The organism is Paenibacillus sp. 2003 (genome assembly GCF_031455635.1).
Classification (GTDB): Bacteria; Bacillota; Bacilli; order Paenibacillales; family Paenibacillaceae; genus Paenibacillus; species Paenibacillus amylolyticus_B.
Window position 1 is genome coordinate 149,567 of sequence record NZ_JAVDTB010000001.1, and the last position, 21,665, is coordinate 171,231.

Annotated in this window: 20 protein-coding genes; 15 read left to right on the forward strand and 5 right to left on the reverse strand. The window is 47.8% G+C overall.

Features of this window, described 5'->3' with window-relative positions; all coding sequences use genetic code 11:
- The first annotated feature begins 10 nt into the window (after positions 1–10).
- The 9 genes from J2X75_RS00870 to J2X75_RS00910 all read left to right on the forward strand — a co-directional run bounded on the left by J2X75_RS00870 (position 11) and on the right by J2X75_RS00910 (position 12,481).
- Positions 11–2,938 carry an extracellular solute-binding protein gene (locus J2X75_RS00870; protein WP_310333734.1) on the forward strand — a complete coding sequence of 976 codons (2,928 nt, stop codon included), beginning with the start codon at positions 11–13 and terminating at the stop codon, positions 2,936–2,938.
- Between the two features lie 75 nt (positions 2,939–3,013).
- Positions 3,014–3,925 carry a carbohydrate ABC transporter permease gene (locus J2X75_RS00875; RefSeq protein ID WP_047842211.1) on the forward strand — a complete coding sequence of 304 codons (912 nt, stop codon included), beginning with the start codon at positions 3,014–3,016 and terminating at the stop codon, positions 3,923–3,925.
- A 2-nt stretch (positions 3,926–3,927) separates the two neighbouring features.
- Positions 3,928–4,791 (forward strand): carbohydrate ABC transporter permease, encoded by an 864-nt coding sequence (locus tag J2X75_RS00880; protein WP_310333736.1) that lies wholly within the window; start codon positions 3,928–3,930, stop codon positions 4,789–4,791.
- An 11-nt stretch (positions 4,792–4,802) separates the two neighbouring features.
- Positions 4,803–6,269, forward strand: a complete 1,467-nt coding sequence (locus J2X75_RS00885; protein ID WP_310333739.1) for an NHL repeat-containing protein — start codon at positions 4,803–4,805, stop codon at positions 6,267–6,269.
- Positions 6,250–6,870: a YIP1 family protein gene (locus tag J2X75_RS00890; protein ID WP_310333741.1), complete on the forward strand. Its 621-nt coding sequence runs from the start codon at positions 6,250–6,252 to the stop codon at positions 6,868–6,870. The genes J2X75_RS00885 and J2X75_RS00890 overlap by 20 nt, the downstream gene beginning before the upstream one ends.
- A gap of 14 nt (positions 6,871–6,884) precedes the next feature.
- The gene (locus J2X75_RS00895) at positions 6,885–9,470 is read left to right on the forward strand and encodes a DUF5696 domain-containing protein (protein WP_310333743.1); all 2,586 of its coding nucleotides are present in this window, start codon (positions 6,885–6,887) and stop codon (positions 9,468–9,470) included.
- Positions 9,467–10,366 (forward strand): carbohydrate ABC transporter permease, encoded by a 900-nt coding sequence (locus tag J2X75_RS00900; protein ID WP_310333745.1) that lies wholly within the window; start codon positions 9,467–9,469, stop codon positions 10,364–10,366. Before J2X75_RS00895 ends, J2X75_RS00900 begins: the two co-directional genes overlap by 4 nt.
- Before the next feature lie 28 nt (positions 10,367–10,394).
- Entirely contained in the window at positions 10,395–11,405 is a 1,011-nt protein-coding gene (locus J2X75_RS00905) for a carbohydrate ABC transporter permease (protein ID WP_310333748.1), read from the forward strand.
- A 113-nt stretch (positions 11,406–11,518) separates the two neighbouring features.
- Complete coding sequence (locus J2X75_RS00910; protein WP_310333749.1) at positions 11,519–12,481, forward strand: glycosyl hydrolase; 963 nt, start codon at positions 11,519–11,521, stop codon at positions 12,479–12,481.
- A gap of 153 nt (positions 12,482–12,634) precedes the next feature.
- Here J2X75_RS00910 and J2X75_RS00915 read toward each other — a convergent pair whose 3' ends face one another.
- Positions 12,635–12,901, reverse strand: coding sequence for a SunI/YnzG family protein (locus tag J2X75_RS00915; RefSeq protein ID WP_310333752.1), 267 nt, complete (start codon positions 12,899–12,901; stop codon positions 12,635–12,637).
- Positions 12,902–13,127: 226 nt separating this feature from the next.
- Between J2X75_RS00915 and J2X75_RS00920 the strand changes: the two genes are divergently transcribed.
- Positions 13,128–13,736 (forward strand): DUF1349 domain-containing protein, encoded by a 609-nt coding sequence (locus tag J2X75_RS00920; RefSeq protein WP_310333755.1) that lies wholly within the window; start codon positions 13,128–13,130, stop codon positions 13,734–13,736.
- 27 nt (positions 13,737–13,763) lie between these two features.
- On the opposite strand, the gene J2X75_RS00925 is transcribed toward J2X75_RS00920, so the two are convergent.
- Both J2X75_RS00925 and J2X75_RS00930 read right to left on the reverse strand, forming a co-directional pair.
- Positions 13,764–14,870: an MFS transporter gene (locus tag J2X75_RS00925; RefSeq protein ID WP_310333757.1), complete on the reverse strand. Its 1,107-nt coding sequence runs from the start codon at positions 14,868–14,870 to the stop codon at positions 13,764–13,766.
- An 88-nt stretch (positions 14,871–14,958) separates the two neighbouring features.
- Positions 14,959–15,489, reverse strand: a complete 531-nt coding sequence (locus tag J2X75_RS00930; RefSeq protein WP_310333759.1) for a TetR/AcrR family transcriptional regulator — start codon at positions 15,487–15,489, stop codon at positions 14,959–14,961.
- Between the two features lie 235 nt (positions 15,490–15,724).
- On the opposite strand from J2X75_RS00930, the gene J2X75_RS00935 reads away from it, so the two are divergent.
- From J2X75_RS00935 to J2X75_RS00945, 3 genes are all read left to right on the forward strand, one after another.
- The gene (locus J2X75_RS00935) at positions 15,725–16,570 is read left to right on the forward strand and encodes an AraC family transcriptional regulator (protein WP_310333761.1); all 846 of its coding nucleotides are present in this window, start codon (positions 15,725–15,727) and stop codon (positions 16,568–16,570) included.
- A 214-nt stretch (positions 16,571–16,784) separates the two neighbouring features.
- On the forward strand, positions 16,785–17,336 hold the full coding sequence (locus tag J2X75_RS00940) for a nucleotidyltransferase family protein (RefSeq protein WP_310333763.1): 552 nt from the start codon (positions 16,785–16,787) through the stop codon (positions 17,334–17,336).
- Positions 17,337–17,389: 53 nt separating this feature from the next.
- Positions 17,390–18,121 (forward strand): YdcF family protein, encoded by a 732-nt coding sequence (locus J2X75_RS00945; protein ID WP_310336613.1) that lies wholly within the window; start codon positions 17,390–17,392, stop codon positions 18,119–18,121.
- A 93-nt stretch (positions 18,122–18,214) separates the two neighbouring features.
- Here the strand turns inward: J2X75_RS00945 and J2X75_RS00950 are convergent, their stop codons facing one another.
- Both J2X75_RS00950 and J2X75_RS00955 read right to left on the reverse strand, forming a co-directional pair.
- Complete coding sequence (locus tag J2X75_RS00950; protein WP_310333765.1) at positions 18,215–19,534, reverse strand: M56 family metallopeptidase; 1,320 nt, start codon at positions 19,532–19,534, stop codon at positions 18,215–18,217.
- A 6-nt stretch (positions 19,535–19,540) separates the two neighbouring features.
- The gene (locus J2X75_RS00955; RefSeq protein ID WP_017689706.1) at positions 19,541–19,915 is read right to left on the reverse strand and encodes a BlaI/MecI/CopY family transcriptional regulator; all 375 of its coding nucleotides are present in this window, start codon (positions 19,913–19,915) and stop codon (positions 19,541–19,543) included.
- 167 nt (positions 19,916–20,082) lie between these two features.
- Here J2X75_RS00955 and J2X75_RS00960 point away from each other — a divergent pair, with 167 nt between their 5' ends.
- Entirely contained in the window at positions 20,083–20,604 is a 522-nt protein-coding gene (locus tag J2X75_RS00960; protein WP_310333767.1) for a hypothetical protein, read from the forward strand.
- Between the two features lie 115 nt (positions 20,605–20,719).
- The gene (locus J2X75_RS00965) at positions 20,720–21,610 is read left to right on the forward strand and encodes a TIGR01777 family oxidoreductase (protein WP_310333769.1); all 891 of its coding nucleotides are present in this window, start codon (positions 20,720–20,722) and stop codon (positions 21,608–21,610) included.
- The last annotated feature ends 55 nt before the right edge of the window (positions 21,611–21,665 follow it).

The following is a 21,665-nucleotide window of genomic DNA, read 5'->3' on the forward strand; positions in this document are numbered from 1 at the left end:
GACTCGTAGGATGGCTGGAATTCTACAACGTAAGACATGGGTATTGTCCACAGTAATCATCGTGGCGGCAGCCTGCATCATTCTATATGTAACTTCCGGCGCTGATGGGAAGAGTGCAGACATTCCACCTGGCAGTCTGCCTGCCATTGAAGTGGATGCAATCTTGCAGCAGACGCGGCAGAAAAAGGGATACGAACAGTATCGATCCGGAACGGATCAGGCTACACAGCCGAATGTGGACATCACCATTGAAGCAGGAGATTACATAAAAGCCGAAGGTGAAGACGTCCGTAAACTGACTAATTATGAGGGAATGGACGGAGTATCTCTCCATACCGGAGAGACCGGGCAAGTCGATTGGACCATTAATGTGCCGGAGACTGGGCTGTATAACCTGTCCACGATCTATTTTCCCGTTGAAGGCAAGAGTTCGGCCATTGAGCGTGCATTGTACATTGATGGTGAACTTCCTTTTGCAGAAGCCGCCTATTTGCAGTTTGACCGGGTGTGGGCCAATGAGAAAGATGTTGTGGAGCAGGACAATCAAGGCAATGACCTACGCCCGAGACAAGTGGAGAAACCTCGCTGGATGGAAGAAACGTTTCAGGACTCAGACGGATACGAACAGGTTCCATTCAAGTTTTATTTGGAAAAAGGGGAACACACGCTAACGCTAAAATCATCGCGTGAACCCATGGTGATTCGGTCCATTCGTCTTTTCAATGAGAAGACAGCCGTTCCTTACGCAGAGACTGCGGGTGCACAACAATCGGATTCCTCCGGACAGCCGAAGGATGTACTTATTCGCATTGAAGGAGAAGCCGCTGTTGCCAAATCTTCACCTACGTTATATCCGACGAGCGAAAGGTCAAGTTCTGCTGTGTCTCCTTATAGCACTTCCCAGGTACGCATTAATACGATTGGCGGCTTTAACTGGCGTCTGCCGGGACAATGGATTGAATGGGAAGTGGATGTACCGGAGAGCGGACTGTATCATATCGGATTTACCGCACAGCAGAATTTTGTTAAAGGCATCTATTCTACGCGCAAATTGACCATTGACGGTGAAGTTCCGTTTGCAGAGATGGCCAAAGCCCCTTTCCGTTATCAGAGTGACTACCGCATTGACGTTATGGGTGGCAAGGAAGCATACAAATTTCATTTGGAAAAAGGAAAACATGTGCTACGGCTGGAGAACAGCCTCGGTGACTTTGCACCCCTTATCCGCAATGTGGAGGACAGTCTGTACAACTTGAACTCCATGTACCGACGCATTCTGATGATTACAGGTACCAAGCCTGATGAATTCCGGGATTACCGGGTGGAAAAGCAGATCCCGAACCTGCTGGAAGTGTTCAGCGGGGAAAGTAAACGACTCAAAGACGTGGCCGTACAGCTTCGTCTTCTATCCGGGCAGTCCAGCGATCAGGAAGCCTTGATTAAGACGATGGCGCTTCAACTGGACGAGATGATTGACAAGCCAGATACCATTCCAAGACGGCTTGCGGCTTATAAAACCAACACAGGCGGTCTAGGCACATGGGTGCAACAGGCACGAGAACAGCCCCTGGAGATCGACGCACTGTACGTCACTTCGATTGACCAAGATATTCCCGGAACAGGTATGGGGCCACTTGCCAAGCTTGGTCATGAAGCGAAGATATTCTATCATTCGTTCTTCATTGATTATAACCAGATTGGCAATGTAGCCACATCGGAAGATCAGCGGACGGTAACCGTCTGGATTGGTAGTGGACGTGACCAGGCAAATACGATGAAAGCGATGATTGACAAGACCTTCACACCAGACAGTGGCATTAACGTGAATCTGAAGCTGGTGAATATGGGAACCTTGCTGCCAGCGACGTTGTCCGGTGAAGGACCCGATGTTGCCATGCAGATCGGCAATGATCTGCCGGTGAACTTTGCGATGCGGAACTCGGCTGTAGATCTTACGCAATTCAGTGATTATAGCACCGTGGAACAGGAGTTCAGGGAAAGCGCGATCGTGCCGTATGCCTATGATTCAGGTGTATATGCCCTGCCGGAAACACAGACCTTTAACATGCTGTTTTATCGTAAAGACGTGCTCGAAGAACTCGGGCTTGAAGTGCCTCAGAACTGGGAGGATGTCGAGGCTCTACTCGCGATTCTAAGCAAAAATCATATGGAATTCGGTATGCCGATTGTGACCCAGGCGAATATGCAGGGTGTCAATATTCCGCCGAACTCACAGTATGCCACGATGCTGCTTCAGAACGGAGGCGCTTTCTATCGAAACGATGACAAGGAGTCGGATCTGGATTCCCGAATCGGGATCGAGACGTTCAAGCAGTGGACGGAGTTTTATACCGATTACAAGCTGGAGCGGGAATATGATTTTGCCAACCGTTTCCGGACAGGACAGATGCCTATTGGACTAACGGATTACACCATGTACAACCAGTTGTCCGTATTTGCACCGGAGATTCGGGGACTATGGGGATTCGTTCCTGTCCCGGGAACCGTTCAGGCGGATGGAACCTTGAATCGGGACGTACCGGGTGGAGGCAGCGCAGTCATGATGCTGGAGGGTGCCAAGGATCAGGATGCGGCGTGGGAGTTCATGAAGTGGTGGACCAGTACACCGATTCAAGCTGAATTCGGGCGGGAGATGGAAGGACTGATGGGTGCAGCTGCCCGTTATCCAACGGCCAACATTAAGGCACTGGATTCCCTGCCGTGGCCTGCGGAGGATTACGCCAATCTCAAGGCACAATTCGAAACGGTGAAGGGCATTCCTGAAGTACCCGGTGGTTATTTTACAGGCCGCCATCTGTTCAATGCATTTTACAAAACCGTTGTTGGCCAAGTGGAAGCCAGGGAATCCATTATGGATTATACCCAATATATTCAGGACGAGATTCGCGTCAAACGTAATGAATTTGGTCTTCCGTAAGCAGAGGGAGGGTTAATCGTGCCACAAATATCACTCCGAGACGGACAAAACAGTCCTCCTGAGAAAGCGTCAAGGATGGGCATGAAATCGTGGTGGAGCTGGAAGCTCCAGGAAATGAAGGCCAGCAAACATTCCTATGTTCTGCTTGCACCTTATATGCTCCTGTTCCTCATGTTTACCGTGATTCCGGTTGTCATCTCGATCATACTCAGCTTCACCTACTTTAACATGCTGGAATTTCCACGTTTTATTGGCTGGCAGAACTATACTCGTCTGTTTCTGGAGGACGATGTATTCCTGATTGCAATCAAGAATACGCTGCTGTTTGCCATTATTACCGGACCGATCAGTTATATTGCCTGTTTTGTCTTCGCGTGGATCATTAATGAGTTAACACCGAAATGGAGAGCGTTCATGACGCTGATCTTCTACGCGCCCTCCATCTCGGGCAATGTGTATTTTATCTGGCTGATGATTTTTTCGGGAGATCGTTATGGTATTGCCAATGGGCTGTTGATCAAATGGGGTTTTCTGCTGGAGCCGATCCAATGGCTGAAGACAGAAGCTTATATTATGCCTATTCTCATTCTCGTGCAGCTATGGCTGAGTCTCGGAACTGGATTTCTGGCGTTTATCGCCGGTTTGCAGACGGTGGACCGGACATTGTACGAAGCGGGAGCGGTGGATGGCATTAAAAATCGCTGGCAGGAGTTATGGTACATTACCTTGCCTTCGATGCGTCCGCAGCTCATGTTCGGTGCAGTCATTCAGCTCACAACCTCGTTTGCCGTGGCCGATGTGTCGATCGCACTGGCCGGGTTCCCAAGCGTGAACTATGCGGCAGAGACGGTGGTCACCCACTTGATCGACTTTGGTACAACGCGATTTGAGATGGGATACGCATCGGCGATTGCCACCGTGCTGTTCATGATTATGGTGGGGACCAACTTGCTGGTACAGAAACTGCTTCGAAGGGTGGGAGAATAGCTATGGCTGCAATTGCGACAGGCAAAAAGCGGGTGAATCGCTCGCTATCGGGAAGCCTCTCCCTGTTTGCCCTTCTGCTCGTATTTGGTGCCTTCATGGTGCTGCCGCTGATCTATGCGATCAACAATGCATTCAAACCATTGGATGAGATTTTCACCTTTCCACCAACGCTGTTTGTCAAAAATCCGACGTTCAGCAACTTTACAGATCTGCTGAATCTGCTGAGTGACTCGTGGGTGCCGTTCTCACGTTATATATTCAACACGGCATTTATTACAGGCATCGGTATCGTAGGCCATGTACTGCTGGCTTCCGCAGCGGCGTACCCGCTTGCCAAGCATAAGTTCCCGGGCAAAGTATTCATGTTCCAAGTGGTTGTACTGTCACTGATGTTCACACCTGCGGTGACGGCCATTCCGAACTATATGATCATGTCTTGGCTCGGATGGATTGACACGTACTGGGCTGTTATCATTCCGGCATTTGCCTATTCACTCGGGTTGTATCTGATGAAACAGTTCATGGAGCAGATCCCGGATGCACTGCTGGAAGCAGCCAAGATTGATGGTGCCAGTGAATACCGGATCTTCTGGTCCATTGTTATGCCTAATGTGAAGCCCGCGTGGCTTACATTAATCATCCTGCTGTTCCAGATGTTATGGGGCAGTGATGGCAACGGATACATCTACAGCGAACAGCTCAAGACCCTGCATTATGCAGCAGGTCAGATTATTCAGGGCGGAATATCCCGGGCAGGAGCGGGTGCTGCGGTAGCACTGATTTTGATGAGTGTGCCGATCACGCTATTTATTTTCTCTCAGAGCCGAATCATTGAGACGATGGCGAGCTCGGGCATGAAGGATTAAGGGGGAACGATATGGCACGCACAGTGAAAAGATGGCTTGTTCTCCTGGCGGCAGTATCTCTGCTGCTGGTGAATGCCGTGCCTGCGGCGGCCTCCCCGGCGCCGTATGAGAGTTATAACTACAACTACTGGAAAGAGGCTGTACCTTCACCAGATGCCTATCTGCCCGAGCGTACGATATCAGGCCGTGATCTCGGCATTAGTGAGTTCATAGACCCCGGTGATGTGAACGTTTCTCCCTCCGGGTTGATCTACATTTTGGATAGCGGCAACGGCCGAATTGTTGTATTGGACCCAGGCTTTAAGCTGCTGCGCGTCATCGATGGATTCATGATGGATGGTAGCAAGGAGACCTTTAACCTTCCAGGTGGATTGTTTGTAGATGAAGAAGAACGCATATATGTCGCCGATACAGGAAACAGTCGTGTGGTTGTCCTTGATGGAGAGGGGACGCTGATACAAACCATCACGAAGCCTGAGTCGGATATCCTGTCGACCCAATTCCAGTTCCAGCCCTTGAAACTGACGGTGGACCATGTAGGCCGAGTTTACGTTGTGGCACAGGGGGTCTACGAAGGGATTATGCAGTTTGACGAGAGTGGGAAATTTATCGGATATGTCGGTACGAACAAAGTGGAGCGGGACTACGGCGAATATATCTGGCGCATGTTATCAACCAAAGCTCAGCGCGCACAGATGGTCCTGTTTGTCCCGACGGAGTTCTCCAATGCGGATATTGACCACAAAGGATTCGTGTATGCAACGAATATTGATCCTGGCTCAAATGAACCGATCAAACGCCTTAACCCGTCTGGCGAAGATGTACTGAAGCGGTTTGGTTATTACGACGTCAAAGGCGATATCCGGTTCCGCAACAATCCGGGTCCCTCCAAACTGATTGATGTGAAAGTGCTGGGCGACGGCATGTACAGTGTATTGGATGCGACACAGAACAGGGTGTTCACGTATGACGATGAAGGTCATCTGCTCTACATATACGGTGGCAAAGGAAATCAGGTGGGCACGCTCAAAACACCTGTCGCGATTGAACAATCGGGTGAGCATCACTTGGTTCTGGATCGGGGCAAGAACAACCTTGTCGTCTATGAGCCAACCCGTTTTGGTGCCCGTGTGAATGAAGCAGTGGCACTCCACTATCGGGGCGAGGACACGGAGGCTGTAAATATATGGAGAGAAGTGCTGAAGCTGAATGCCAACTATGACATCGCTTATATCGGTATCGGCAAGTCTTTATTAATGGAGAAGAAAAACGAGGAAGCGCTAAGCTACTTCGAACTTGGGATGGATCGCAAGAGTTATTCTGTGGCGTTCAAGAGGCATCGGCGGGAGATGATGAAGGAACATTTTGGTACATTCCTGACCGCTGCAATCGCGCTGATTGTCATTCTGATCCTGACCCGGGTGGCGGTTAAATGGAGACGGAGGAGGCAGGTTGATCGTGAAGCAGGATTTCATTAAGTTTCCGCTGCATCTCATTTTCCACCCCATTGATGCATTCTGGGATCTCAAGTCGGATAACCGGGGACGGCTGCTTGTTGCTTTTGCAGCATTGGCGCTCACCATTGTCATGATGATTTTGCAAAAGCAGTACGCAGGATTTCTCGTTAATTACATCGACCCTCGCACAATTAACAGCATCATTGAGATTGCCACGGTTGCGGTACCTTTCTTTCTATGGTGCACGGCCAACTGGGCAGTAACGACCTTGATGGAAGGGGAAGGCAAGTTCAGGGAAATCGTTCTGGCGACAGGTTACTCGCTCATTCCGGTTATTCTGATCTATGCCCCAATGATCGTGATCAGCCGGTTCATGGTGCAGGAGGAGACTGCTTTTTATTATCTGTTCAATAGCATCGCGTTTTTCTGGTTTATACTGCTTCTGTTCATTGGCATGATGACGGTACACCAATACACGGTGATTAGAACGATCATTACGATGGTGCTGACACTCATTGTGATCGGCATTATTGTATTCCTTGGCGCACTGGTCTTTAGCATGCTGCAACAGCTGTACGAATTCGGTTATAACATTTACCGCGAGTTGATTTTTCGGACCTAAAGGAGGCGGCATCCGTGAACAAAAGGCAACGATTATATACGGTGCTGGCTGGTGGTACAGCTGTGATCATGATTGCAGCCGGGCTGCTGTATATAAACAACAGGGGGGTTCCTGCCGTAGAAGCCGCGGCTTATCTGGATACGACAACCAGAGCCATGCCCGTCACGGAGGACCCGTTGCAGTTCCTTAGCGACTCTTCGCAGGGTGTACCTGGTATGCAGTTGGTCGCCGAGGATCAGGGGTTGGCCCTGTACTATAACGAGGAGACAACGGAAATTGCAGTACGGGACGGGAAAAGTGGAGAGATTTGGTACAGCAATCCGAAAGAACGGGCTGAGGATGGTCTTGCTTCTGCATATGAAAAAGATGTGCTGTCCTCCCAGTTGAACGTGTCTTTCCGGGATTCGATGGGCACACTGGAGAACTTTCCGAATTTCAGTTCGAGTATAAGCAACAAACAATTCACAGTGGGTCAGATCGATCAGGGGATTCGGGTGAACTATACGCTTGGTGATACATCACTTGGGATTGATGCGCTGCCTAAACTGATTAGCAAACAGCGCCTGGAGGAGAAAGTACTTTCCAAACTGGACGCTACTGTCGCTAGATACACGTCTGCCCGTTACTATCCAACCGAGAGCAATCCGGATATTCTGGAGCGGCTGGATGGACAGATTTCGAAGCAGCTTGTGCTGAACAAGATGTTGAGTGCATTTGAGACGGCAGGTTACACGGCGGACGATCTCGCTTTTGACAATCAGGAGAATGGAGTCGAAGGCGGAGGCGTGTCTGATAAGCCAAGCTTCGTTATTTCTGTGGAATACCGACTGGAGCAGGGAGCGCTTGTTGTGAGCGTGCCCCTAAGTCAGATTCAGGAAAGTGGGCAATACCGCATTCGAAATATTGATTTGCTCGCTTATTTTGGTGCTGCGGATACGAAGGGTGAAGGCTACATGCTCGTACCTGACGGTTCGGGTAGCCTGATCCACCTGAACAACGGGAAAACCCAGGAAGAACAGTATGTACAGCGTGTATATGGGGCAGACCCGAATGATAATTCACTCAGTCGTCCTCAGGTTAGTGAATCCGCGCATATGCCTGTGTTTGGTCTGAAAAACGGAGAGAATGCCTGGTTTGCAGTCATTGAAAAAGGGGACGGCATAGCCAGTATCTCCGCGGATATTGGAGGCAGGCAGAACAGTTACAATCACGTGCATGCGACCTTCTCCCTGCGGGGGGAAGATGAACTGGAGATGTACACCTCGCAGAAAATGCAGGAGATTCAGCTGCTTGGCGAAGAGCCCTACCGTGGAGATATTCAGGTCCGTTATCATTTCCTTCATGGAGAAGATGCCAGTTACTCGGGAATGGCTCGCCTGTATCAACAGCAGTTAATAGAGCAGGATGTACTGAAACCTCTCGCGGAACAGACAGAGTTGCCGTTTTATGTAGATGTGCTTGGTGCAGTGGACAAAAAGGCTTCGTTCCTGAGCGTACCCTATCGGACCACTTTAGCCATGACGACGTACGAACAGGCCGCCGAAATGGCGGCGAAATTACAGCAGGGAGGTGTGAACCGCGTACAAATGCGGTATCAGGGATGGTTCGGCGGTGGTATCAGCCATCATACGCCAACCCGGGTGAAGTTAGACAGTGAAGTAGGCAGTCGTTCCGAGCTACAAGCGTTGTCCGCCAAGCTGGAGCAGTCGGGTGGAGCTCTGTTCCCGGATGTGGCTTTCCAGCACATGTATCACGATGATATGCGTTTTGCTCCTTCCTCGGATGCGGCGCGGTTTGTCACAAAGGAGACAGCAGAACTGTATCCATACAATCCTGCCCTTAATCGCATGGATCAGAGTAGGGACAGCTATTATTTGCTCTCCGCGGCCAAGCTTCCTTATGTGGTGAGTGAGTTTGCAGACAAATTCAATCAACTGGACCTCGGCGGATTATCCCTTCGTGATCTCGGGCAGGTCCTGACTTCCGATTACCGGGATAGTCGGGTTATTCATCGGGAGACGGCGAAGAACATTGTGAAGGAGCAACTTGGCAAGTTGGAACAGTCCTATCCGAACCTGATGATATCTGCCGCAAATAGCTACGCTTGGGGTAGTGCACAACATGTTGTGAATGTACCCGCAGGGTCGAGTCGGTTCAATATTACCGATGAAGAAGTTCCTTTTTATGCGATGGTCATTCATGGATACATGAACTATGCAGCATCTCCGATGAACACGTCGGGGGATCAGGATCTCCGCAAACAATTGCTGCAAAGTCTGGAGCTAGGGGCCGCTCCGTATTTTCAATGGACCTATGAACCATCATCCCGGCTGAAGCTGACGAATTATGATTCGGCCTACGCAACGGAATACAGCTATTGGGTGGATGACGCTATTGCCTTGTATAGGCAGGCCGATGAAGTACTGGGAGATTTAGCGAATGAGAAGATCCTCAGACATGAACGCATTCAGGAAGGTGTGGTCCGAGTCACCTATACTGGCGGTACATCCATCCTTGTGAATTACAATGCGGACGCAGTAACCGTGGATGGAACAACAGTTGACGGGATGGACTATGTGGTGGGAGGAGGGAACCGATGAGAACCATTCGATTATCGCTGAAGTCACGGAGAGCGCTGCTTGGACTTGCATTTATTTCCCCGTGGCTGCTCGGTTTCATCTTCCTCTTTGCCACACCGCTCCTGCAATCGATTCGGTTCAGTCTGAGTAATCTGTCCGTTGCTCCGGGCGGGTACATTCTGGACTTCGTTGGATTTAAAAATTTCAAGGATGCGCTTCTGGTTGATGCTACATACAACCGGATTCTGGTGGATTCCGTAGGAGCAATGTTGCTGAATGTGCCGATGATCCTGTTCTTCAGTCTGTTTACGGCAACACTCCTTAACCAGAAGTTCAGGGGTAGGACGATGGCACGTGCGATCTTCTTCTTGCCGGTTATTCTGGCTTCCAGTGCAGTCGCAGCAGCAGAGTCCGCGGGATTAATCAATCTGATGGGGGATGCAAGTGCTGTCGATGCGGCCGCTGATGGCGGTGCCTCGTTCAATGTGGTATCCATTGTGCGGATGCTGGCGGATGTGGGATTGCCAATGGCCTATGTGGATTATATCGTTGAAGCCATCATGCGGATCTACGAAATTATTAGCAGTTCTGGTGTGCAGATTCTGATTTTTCTGGCCGCGCTGCAATCGGTACCGGGATCAATGTATGAGGTTGCGAAGATCGAAGGGGCGACAGCCTACGAATCGTTCTGGAAAATTACATTTCCGATGGTTAGTCCGCTGATTCTGACAAATGTCATCTATACAATCATTGATTCATTTGCCGGAAGTCCGGTCACACAGGCCATCTATCAGACCGCATTCAAAACCCAGAACTTTGGCTTAAGCTCGGCGATGTCCTGGCTGTATACGCTGGTGATTGGCCTTGTACTGATCGTAGTGGGCTGGGTACTATCACGGCGTGTTCATTATAACTGACAGTTCACATTGAGGGAGGCTTCAGATTATGGCTGCATCAGGGACAGATCGCATGGTGGTAGTTCCGAAGCAGAATTACCACATGCAGCGGGTGCGAAACAAGACATCGGACCTTCTCTATTCCATATTCAGATATGCTTTGGTTATTGGTATTTCATTTATTATTTTATATCCGTTATTTCTCAAAGTGTCAGTGGCGTTCAAGGATAAGCAGGATATCTACAATCCAACGATCTATATGATTCCTCAGCACGTTACATTGGATAATATCCGTCTTGCGGCACAAGTGATGGATTATCTGCCTTTGCTGGCGAACACCTTATTGTTCGTTACCATTACAACGCTTCTGACAGCGATATCCTGTGCACTTGCCGGCTACGGCTTCGCCCGGTTTTCTTTTCCAGGTAGCAATGTGCTCTTTATCCTGGTGATTCTCACGATTCTTGTACCAACAAGCACACTCATGGTGCCGATGTATCTGCATTTCCGCAGCTTTGACTTTATGGGCATCATCCAGTTGTTTACCGGAAAGAATGGCATTAATCTGCTGAATACGTATTGGCCTTCCGTGATTACGGCGGCCACAGCGGGAGGGCTGAAGGCGGGGTTGTTCATCTACATCTTCCGACAGTTCTTCAAGGGCATGCCGAAGGAGATCGAGGAGGCCGCCCTGATTGACGGCGCTGGTGGATTCAAGACGTTTGCTCGAATCATGCTGCCCAATGCCATCTCACCACTGATTACGGTCATTCTGTTCTCCTTTGTGTGGCAGTACAACGATACGTTCTATTCGGCATTATTCATGAGTGAAAGTCCACTGATCTCACTGAAGGTGGCTTCCTTGCCTGCTCAGGCGAACCAGTTGATTCCGCAACTGATGGGCTTTGGTTCGAACTCGGGCATTAAGGCTGATCCGAACTATGTGGCCATGATTGTGGACACAGGCATTTTGCTGGCGATTGCACCGCTGATTATTTTGTATCTATTTGTGCAGAGGTATTTCGTTGAAAGTATTGAACGCTCCGGGGTTGTAGGTTAGGCAGTTTGTTATCAGGGGTGCAGTCATTTGTGATCTAATGAGATGTTGTTGTTGTTGTTGTTGTTGTTGTTTCGAGGAATGGACATGGTAAACCCAAATTGGAGGTGTTAGCGATGACGGTTCATGCGATCAACAATGCTCCGGTGAATGAAGCAGCGACACCCGAAGTGAGAGAACTAATGGCATTCCTGGTCGAGCGTTATCGAAAAGGAATGTTGTCAGGTCAGCAGGACTACAGCAATCTGAACTGGATTAATGAAAATACAGGCCGGAAACCAGCTGTGATTGGCTTTGATCTCATGGAATATTCGCCATCAAGAACAGAGCGCGGTGCGGTCTCCCAGGAGATTCGGGATGCGATAGATTGGCACAAACAAGGCGGGATCGTGACGTTATGCTGGCACTGGAACGCACCTACGGATCTGATCGATGAACCAGGTAAAGAGTGGTGGCGGGGGTTCTATACGGACGCGACAACCTATGATCTTGCCTCCGCGCTGGCAAATCCTGAGTCAGAAGAGTACAGACTTTTGATCCGGGATATCGATGTTATTGCTACACATTTAAAGGAGCTGAAGGATGCTGGTGTGCCTGTATTATTCCGACCACTTCATGAAGCAGAAGGTGGGTGGTTCTGGTGGGGAGCGAAAGGCCCCGAACCTGCCAAGCAGTTATATCGTTTGTTGTATGATCGATTGGTTCAAGAACATCAGCTGCATAACCTGATCTGGGTCTGGAACTCGGAAAAACCGGAATGGTATCCGGGTGATGATGTCGTGGATATTGTCAGTGTAGATGTGTACCCGGAAGCAGGAGACCACAGCCCGCTGGCTGCACGTTACGCCAACCTGCGTGAGCTTGTGAAGGACCGCAAAATTATTGCACTGGCCGAGAACGGCTCCATCCCTGACCCCAAGCAAATGAAAGAACAGGATGTACACTGGAGTTGGTTCTGTACCTGGACTGGGGGATTTCTGAGGGACGGGACGCATAATGAACTGGCGTTTTTGAAGGAAGTGTATAACAGCGAAGAGATTATTACGTTGGATCAGCTACCGAAATGGAGTTGGTTGTAAGAACGTTACTTCGAACAACTGGTATTGGCATCAAAGAAGTGTGAGTATTCGCTGGAAGATTTAATGCGAATACTCACGCTTCTTTCTGGTGGCGTACATATGTAAATGGAGCTATTCCTTGGAGAAACATAAAAATCCGTTTCGAACCACTATCTAGTTTGATGGTTGTAACATATCTCGGATATTGGGATATAAATTCACACTGTTCGTGAATAAGATATATGATTGATTAACCGTACGGATCAGAATCCTCTCGCTTGTGCCATTAACCGGACCGATTCGAATGGCGGATGGTTCGCTGCCACCGTATGTATCATCAAGGGTGACCGATGTGATATGTACGATAGGAATTTCGATTTTGGAAAACTGCCAGCGGATGACCAGTTGATCTTCCACTTTTTTCACGTTAACACCAAACATAGGTTGATCTCCTCCTGTTGTAATTCATATGATTGAAGTAATCTCGTATGTCCAGTTTATCATATTTTGGATAAAATTACCTTATTAATAGTAAGGGGTGGCGATTTCTATCAACTGATATCAGGGATGGGACTTTGATGAACAACCTACAGGATTAACCATGGAATATACCGAATACAAATAGAGAAATGAGTCAACTTAAACTCCAACACAAAGGGTGTGCCACATGACGAATCTATTCGAACATTGTTCAGGTCAAACATTATCTGCAAACCTGGGATGGCTGAACGAGCCAGCAGATTGGTCCATTGAAGACGGCAAAGTAACGATAACCGTTTCGCCAATCAGTGACTTTTTCATTGATCCGGGAGGTGAGCCGGTGAAAGCTTCAGCTCCATTTTTACATACGATCATCAAGGGAGATTTCAGCATCGTCACTCGAGTACAGGTGGACATGAAAGAACAGTATGATTCGGGCTGCCTGATGGTGAGGGTGGACGATACGAATTGGGCTAAAGTTTGCTTTGAATTTTTTGAAGAACAGCCGTCCATTCTCAGTGTTGTGACCCGTGGTAACTCGGATGATTGTGTATCAGCACCTGTAGAGGTTAACAAGCCTTATTTACGTGTAGCCCGGGCAGGGAACAGCTTTGCTTTCCATTATTCTCAGGATGGAGAGAAGTGGAAGCTGGTTCGTTATTTCGGCCTGGACTGCCCGGAAGAGATCAAAGTTGGCATTGTGGCCCAATCCCCCATCGGGCAAGGGACCACGGTTACTTTTACAGATGTACAGCTTCAACATGGAGTGACCGGAAGTGTACGGCGAGTAGAATAAAAAACGATCAGAACGTTGTTCTGTCATTTATTTCACTCGAATTAACAATCCGAACAGGCCGAGTACAGCAAAGGCCAGAAATGCCGTTGTATTGGAGAATACTTCAATCGTGTAACCTGCCATGGATGAGCCAAGGAATTGCCCAGCACCCAGCGCGAGAAAGGCAAGACTAATTCCGATGGATACATTCGGACTGAAGAGTCGCGTTGCCCAAACGATAAATACACTGGTCAGGAAAATATATGTGCTGCCAAATATGATCGCAGAGATCAGGCTTGCCGCCATGGATGGAAGAAGGATTACCCCCAGCGAGATAGCCAATAAAAGTATGCCTATCCGGTAGGACCACCCAATCTCAATACGTTCAATAATGCGTCCAGCGCATCCGCCGAGTATCCCCATAACCCCCATCACAATCCAGAACAACACGGCTTCCGAATCGGAGGCCCCTTTCTCGTCCGTGAGGAAGTTTCGGGCAAAGGTCCAGTAGATTGCCGAACTAACGCCTGTTAACAGACAAGCCATCAGAAGAGCACACCCGGGTCTGGTTGGTTTCATACATGTCCAGAGTGACTTGGTACAAGGCAGTGTCTTGGTTGTCGGAATGACACGTCTGTTCCACAACAGAACCACAACACCGATCACAGCAAACAGGATGTAGGTTAGACGCCAGTAATCCGTGAACAACCAGTAGAGTGGACCGGATATAACAATTCCGAAGCTGGTCCCTGTGTTAATCCAACTGTTGCCTCTGGCTTGCAGATCCGGTGCAAGCTCGGCATTAACCGTGTTACCGAGTGCCGGAGAGGCCCAGCCTGTACTTAAACCAGCTAGAAATACACTAAATGCAAGAACCCATGCATTCTGAGACAGGGCGATGCCGGTTAATCCGAGCACTGCACTGATCCCTGCCAATTGAATGACATAATGATGCCCCTTGCGATTAATCAACAGGGGTGCCGTTAGAAGGGACAGACAATAGGCAATATACGTTCCTGAGTTAATCGCCCCAGAGGCTGCATCATTCAAGTGTAAGGCTTCCGAAATTTCCGGCATAAACAATCCATAACTGAATCTCCCGAATGCATAACATACAGCGATAAGTGCAATGCCTGGAAAGATAATTTTTTTCATTAAATCCACCGCCTTTTAGATAGAACGATCACTATATTTTCATTTAAATAAAAAAGTGAGTTGAACTACTAACTCACCCGGAATTGCGTTACTTGAAACTGGTTCGCGTCATATGGATCAGTTCACGGCAGACGTCATTTACATTTTCTGTCTCAGCAAGTGCCGTGGAACCCTCCAGCAGCAGGGAGAATCGCAATAGATCTCGATCACTTGCGGCAGGCGCCAATGTTTGGATTAATGTTCTCATATGTCTTTTATGCGCATTCACTGTCTGAACAATGATATGGTCTGTATGACCTCCGAATTCTTCCTTGGCGCGTAAGAACAAGCACCCTCTTGACTCGTGTTCTTTTAGCCAAGTTGCATGTCCTTGAGCCAGATTGAGGAACATGGGCTGTTCTTTATTGTTTGCATATTGCCGGAGCTGTTCCAAATAACGCTGTTCGCGCCGCAGGAGCACTTGGACGATAAGGTCATCCTTGGATTCAAAGTGGTTATATAACGTCATGATGGCAATCCCGGCATCCGAGATAATACGCTTCAAGCCGATGGAATGGAAACCGTGGAGGTAGAATAATTCTTCAGCTACGTTCAAGAGCATTTCCTTTTTGCTGCTCATATTCAATAATACTCTCCCTTCAAAATAAGATAGAACGATCATTATACTCGTAGGCTATAATAAATCGTTTACATTGTCAAATTTTGTGACTTCCCTTGTCTTTGGTTAGTTCAAAGCCTGAGCAGAGCGATATATGAACAACGTCTTTTCACATTAACCGGACATATGAGAGCACAACATAACAGGTTTTTGGGTGGTTTATCCGTTATATTAGACATCAAGGAGTGATTATTACATGAACTGGATCAACGCATTACAGGTCGCTATTCAATATATGGAAGACCACTTGCTCGAAAATATGACGATGGAGCAGATTGCAGCGCAGGCCCATATCTCTCCTTTTCATTTTCAGCGTACCTTTGCCTTATTAACGGATGTTACTGTAGCCGAGTACATAAAACGCAGACGATTGACACTGGCGGCACATGAAATTCTGCAAAGTGATCACAAAATCATTGATCTGGCGTACAAGTATGGTTACGACACACCCGAATCTTTCTCCAAAGCATTCCGGAGACAACACGGCATCGCACCAAGCGAGGCACGCAAAAATAGTAGCTCTGTCAAATCGTATAATCGTCTGGTTATTCAAGTAAGTCTAAAAGGAGCAGAACCGATGAAATATAAAATTGTTGAACATCCCGAATTTACATTAGTGGGGGTGAAGCAGGCTTTCTCATATGTGGATGGAGAACATTTGCAAGGGATCGGGAAGATGTGGCAGGAAGCGTGGAAGAGCGGTACAGAGGAGCGTTTATTTGAACTGAACAACGGGGATATTCCAGGGTTACTCGGTGTCGTTGTGGATCAGAGCGAAATCAAGGAAAAGCAGATGGAATACTGGATTGCTACAACTTACGATGGTGAAGTACCGGAAGGATTATCAAGCTTCACCATGCCTGCTTCCAAATGGAGTATATTTGAAGTAGAAGGCCCGATGCCGGAGAGCATGCAGCTTCTGTGGAAACAGATTATTTCGGAATGGTTTCCATCCAATCCTTATGAGCACGCGTATATGCCAGAGCTGGAAGTATACCCTGGGCCGAACCAACCACCGCAAATCTGGATACCGATTAAATAAATTTTAACTGTTTCAAACTCGATCATTGTAGCCCGTAAACACTCGGATAACCGAAGCTGTTTACGGGTTATTTGGTTGTGATTAATCAGAGATTCGAAGTTGTACAGAAGATGTTCAAGCGTTGTTCATTTTATAGCAGCCAGGTAAACATGATATATTGGAATGAAGGTTTACAGCTATAAGAGGACAATGAGGTAAACCGCAGGAGGCAGATATGTTATACGAGGACCCATTCATTCAGACGATCATCAAACACGAGGAATTAATGCATGACCTGCGGAGAGTTCGTAGTCTCCATTTGCCTCAAAGTTACATAGGTGCAGGATATATTCGCAATTATATCTGGGATGTTCTTCATGGATATGATCTTCGTGAACTTCATAGCGATATTGATGTTGTCTATTATGATGCGCAAGACCTGCGTGAGGAACGAGACATACAGTTGGAGCGTCAGCTTCGTGAGTTGACAGGCAATGCCAAGTGGTCTGTCAAAAATCAGGCGAGAATGCATCTGCGCAATGGCACAGTTCCTTATCGTTCTACTGAAGATGCTCTTCGCTATTGGCCAGAAGTTGTGACTGCCATAGGCGTACAGTTGGATGAAGAGGATCGGTTGAACATCTGTGCTCCGCATGGTTTGCATGATCTGTATGCGTTATTGGTTCGTCGAAGTCCGTTCTTCACGGATGCTGATTATTATAATCAACGCGTACAGAAGAAGTGCTGGCAGGAACAATGGCCGAAACTAACGATAATAACAGCTTGAATAACAAGTGATTTGCGGAATTGCGAGTACAAGAAGGAGTGTCTACGGATTTGATGAAAAAGTTCTTACAAAAAAATGGACTGATCATTGATCTTGTCCTGTTGGCATGTTTTGTGGCATTTCTGATCTTCTGGGGCCAAAGATTCCCAGTCATGTTATTCGGAATGATCACGGTGGCTTTTATCGTACTAAGACGGATTGACTATCAGAAGCATGTTATTCTGAAACGGATTATCCTTACCGGATTTGGCGTGGTTGCCGTCTCTTTTGTCATTATTGAAGCACTTGTATTCACACAGCTTGGTGCGAATGATCCGGAAGAAGCGGACTATGTCATTATTTTGGGTTCAGGCATCCGTGGAACGGAATTGTCATTGACCCTCAAGCAAAGGTTGGATGCCAGTCTCGACTACATTCGAAGTCACCCACAGACGCCGGTCATTGTATCAGGTGGACAGGGACCTGGGGAATCAATTCCCGAAGCGCTCGCCATGAAAAACTATCTGATTGAACAGGGGGTTAACCCTGCCCAAGTCATTATGGAAGATCGCTCCACAAGTACACAGGAGAATTTGGCCTTCTCCAAAAAAATCATTAATGAATCCGGGTTGGAGCACCCCGAGATCATGATTGTCACCAGTGACTATCATATGTTTCGCTCCAAATATATCGCTTCCAAGAACGGTTATGCGGCAGAATACGGCATATCCGCCCCGTCACCGGGATATTTGAAACCGGTCAACATGATCCGTGAATATTTTGCTACAATTAAAACGTTTATTTAATTCACATGACAGAAAAACGGAAACAGGACGAAGCTGGAGATCTACGCTTCGTCCTGTTTGCATATAAGGATGCTATTGCTCCTTAACGATAAATTATTTTTCTGAAGGAGCAGGTACAGTTTCGGTGACCTGGGCCTCGGAAGGGATGGCTACGATTTCAGGAGATCCGCCCGTAGAAGGAACAGTGGCTACTTCTACAACTTTAACCTCAGAAGATTCAGTAGTAGAAGGTACAGTAGCAGACGGAACTGGCACAGCTTCGGAAACTTCATCCTCAGGTAGAGCCACGATTTCAGGAGTTTCGGAAGTAGAAGGAGCAGTTACAGCTTCGGAAATTCCGACCTTGTTGGGAGAAGCTACGATTTCAGAAGATCCATCAGTAGATGGAACAGGCACAGTTTCAGAAGCCTCAGCCTCTACTTTAACCGTATGGTTTGATGCCCATACTGCGGTGGACGTACTTACTCCTGTAATAAGCAGGAGGGCTCCCATACTTATCATCCAATGTTTCTTTTTCAGTTTCTTTACATTAAACATCATCATCAATCTCCTTTTTAATTGTTTGCCTTCACCCGACAGGGACGAACAAAATTGAGCAGGTACTTTCTTGGTTCCCGCCATCACATTTAAAATCGTCTCACCATATCGTCTTCGCTCTTCATGGGACATGTCTTTCACGACATCTTCATCACAGGCCAACTCGCTCCAGGTATGAATGTCCCTGCGAATCATATGAATCAGGGGGTTGAACCAGTGCAGGGCACTAACGCCCAATGTCACAGCCTTGACCCACAGATCTTTATGTTTCAGATGTACCAACTCATGATGAATTACCATGCTGATGTCCATCTTCACCGTATTTTCGGGTGGCAGATATATCGTTGGTTTAAACAAGCCAACCAGTATAGGGCTTCGTACTAGAGTGCTGTGAGCAAGCGTGATATTGCGTTGGAGACCCAAAGCCTCTTTGATTAATGGTAGCTGTATAGCGGCTTCACTATCATAGAGAACTGGTGTACGTGTACGAGATAGTTCATTCAAAAATCTCCGATAACAGTACACCTGCCATGCAGAAAAACCGATGACGCCAATACCCCATATGCATAACAGGAACCAGGCTGTGCTTACAGAGATGGTTTGTGCCGGGACAAATGTTCCTGCAAGTAAGCCCGAAGATGTTGCATGCTCCGTACTCGGTACAGTTGATGTAGGAGGGAATGCAAAACCCAAAAGCCATGAAAGGCCAAGAGATACCGGGAACAGATAAAACAAGAGAGCCATTTTACCGAGTCTGTAGAGCCACTTGGTCGGAAAAACAGATACGGGTATAAGTCGTAGTGCCAAAATACAAACAGAAACGATACTTCCCGCCACGGTCAGGCTGCACAGAATTTCAAAAAAGATGTTCATCATCTGCACCTACTTTTCCGAAAGCCATTTTTTCAGTTCTGAAATGTCATCGTCTGAAAGCTTGTCGCCGTCATACATGGCCGAAACCAAATTCTTGACTGAACCTTGATACAGTCCATCAAGAACGTGCTGCGTTTCCTGTAGTTTGTAATCTTCGGGCTTTAGAAGAGGCTCATAATCATTGGTTCGTCCACGTCTCGTGACGGTAAGTGCGCCTTTATCCACCAATCTTGACAGAAAGGTAGACATGGTCTGCGCTTTCCACGCTTTCCCCTTCTCAGCAAATATGTCTAATAGTTCTGTCGAGGTGACCGGTGGGGCGCATGACCATATAACGACCATTAACTCCATTTCTGTTTCGGATAATTTTTGGATCTGGTTCACAGTGAACACTCCTTAACATCGTTATGCGTCCATAACAATCGTATTACTACACTACGTAGTACGTATAAACTACTACAACTCGTAGTGGATAGTCAAGTTATCCTGATAGATGATTGCCAAACCATGTTATAATATAGGTCATTAATAGAAGAACGATGTAGGAGTGAATGATCATTACAGCATATCAATTACCTGCTCTCTATGAGCAGAAGCGAGTTTCAATGCACGAGATGGAAGAGATTGTACGCCTGTTGGCCCAGGCACCGCTATTATACGATGATGGACAGAGCATTCAGGTTCAGGATTACATGGGAGGCTTGGAGGTCGAACTTGAGCATGAGGTACGCCGTGCAGTGACCGAATTGTATGAACTGGCTGTTCAGGCCTGCCGCGTCTTCGCTGATCCATTGGCGTACGAACAACTTCAGGATGCGCTTGGGTTACAGGCTGAGTTATGGCAGGAGGAAGTGCTTACTCTTGCCAAGTGGATGGACTGGCTGAAGCAGATCAGCGAAGGAAAGAGAACACTGCCCGAGTACAACTTTACAGCGATGCTTGGCAATCTTCCAGACGGATTCATGATCCATGATTTTTATGATGAACTCCGATATCAGCTGGAACAAAACCCTGCAAACGCATGGGCTATCGATGAGCGGAATCGCTTGTACGTAGCCCTGGGTGCGAATTAAATCAAACCAACGGGTCACCGGCGGTGTTAATCTAATATCTGCATTTTGATGTATAGAAACATTTTGATCTATTTCTTGCGAAATCTTTACCCAGTATGGGAAATGAGGGGATACCGTGAAGAAGGTTGTATTAGCTGGTGGAACGGGATTTGTCGGACAGGATTTTGCCCAAAGATTCAGGAAACTGGGTTATGAGGTATTGATTATTTCGCGTCAGCCCGGACATATCGCTTGGGAGGATCGTGCAGGAATTATAGGGGCACTGGAAGAAGCAGAAATGTTGATTAACCTGGCAGGTAAATCGGTGAACTGCCGTTATACGGATGAGAATCGCAAAGTCATTCTGGAATCCAGAACTCGCACAACGCGTATTCTCGGCGAAGCCGTCCTGGCTTGTAATCATCCTCCCGAACTATGGATTAATTCGAGTACAGCAACCATATACAGACATGCTGAAGATCGTCCCATGACGGAAAAAGAGGGCGAGATTGGCTCCGGATTCTCGGTCGACGTTGCCAAAGCTTGGGAACAGGCTTTCTTTGAATTCAGTCTGCAGTCTACGCGTCAGATTGCACTACGGATTGCGATTGTGTTGGGCGAGGGCGGCGTGATGGTGCCCATGACGAATCTCGTCCGTTTTGGACTGGGAGGACCTCAAGGCGCAGGAACACAGCAGTTCAGCTGGATTCATATCGAGGATCTGTTCCGCATGGTGATCTATCTGCAAGAGCACCCACATCTGAATGGTGTGTTCAATGCGTCCTCTCCGCATCCGGTTACGAATCGGGAGCTAATGGCGCGTCTGAGAGAACAGATGGGTGTTCGGATCGGACTGCCTTCTCCTCGCTGGATGCTTGAACTGGGCGCACGTTTTATTCAGACCGAGACGGAACTCGTTCTCAAGAGTCGTTGGGTGATTCCCGAACGACTGGAGAGGGAAGGATTCACTTTCACATACGGTACACTAGATGCCGCTCTTGCCGAGATTTTGAATAAGAAGAAATGACACTTTATACAAAAGAAAACACAACAGGAAGGGCAGAGGCATCTGCCCTTTATTA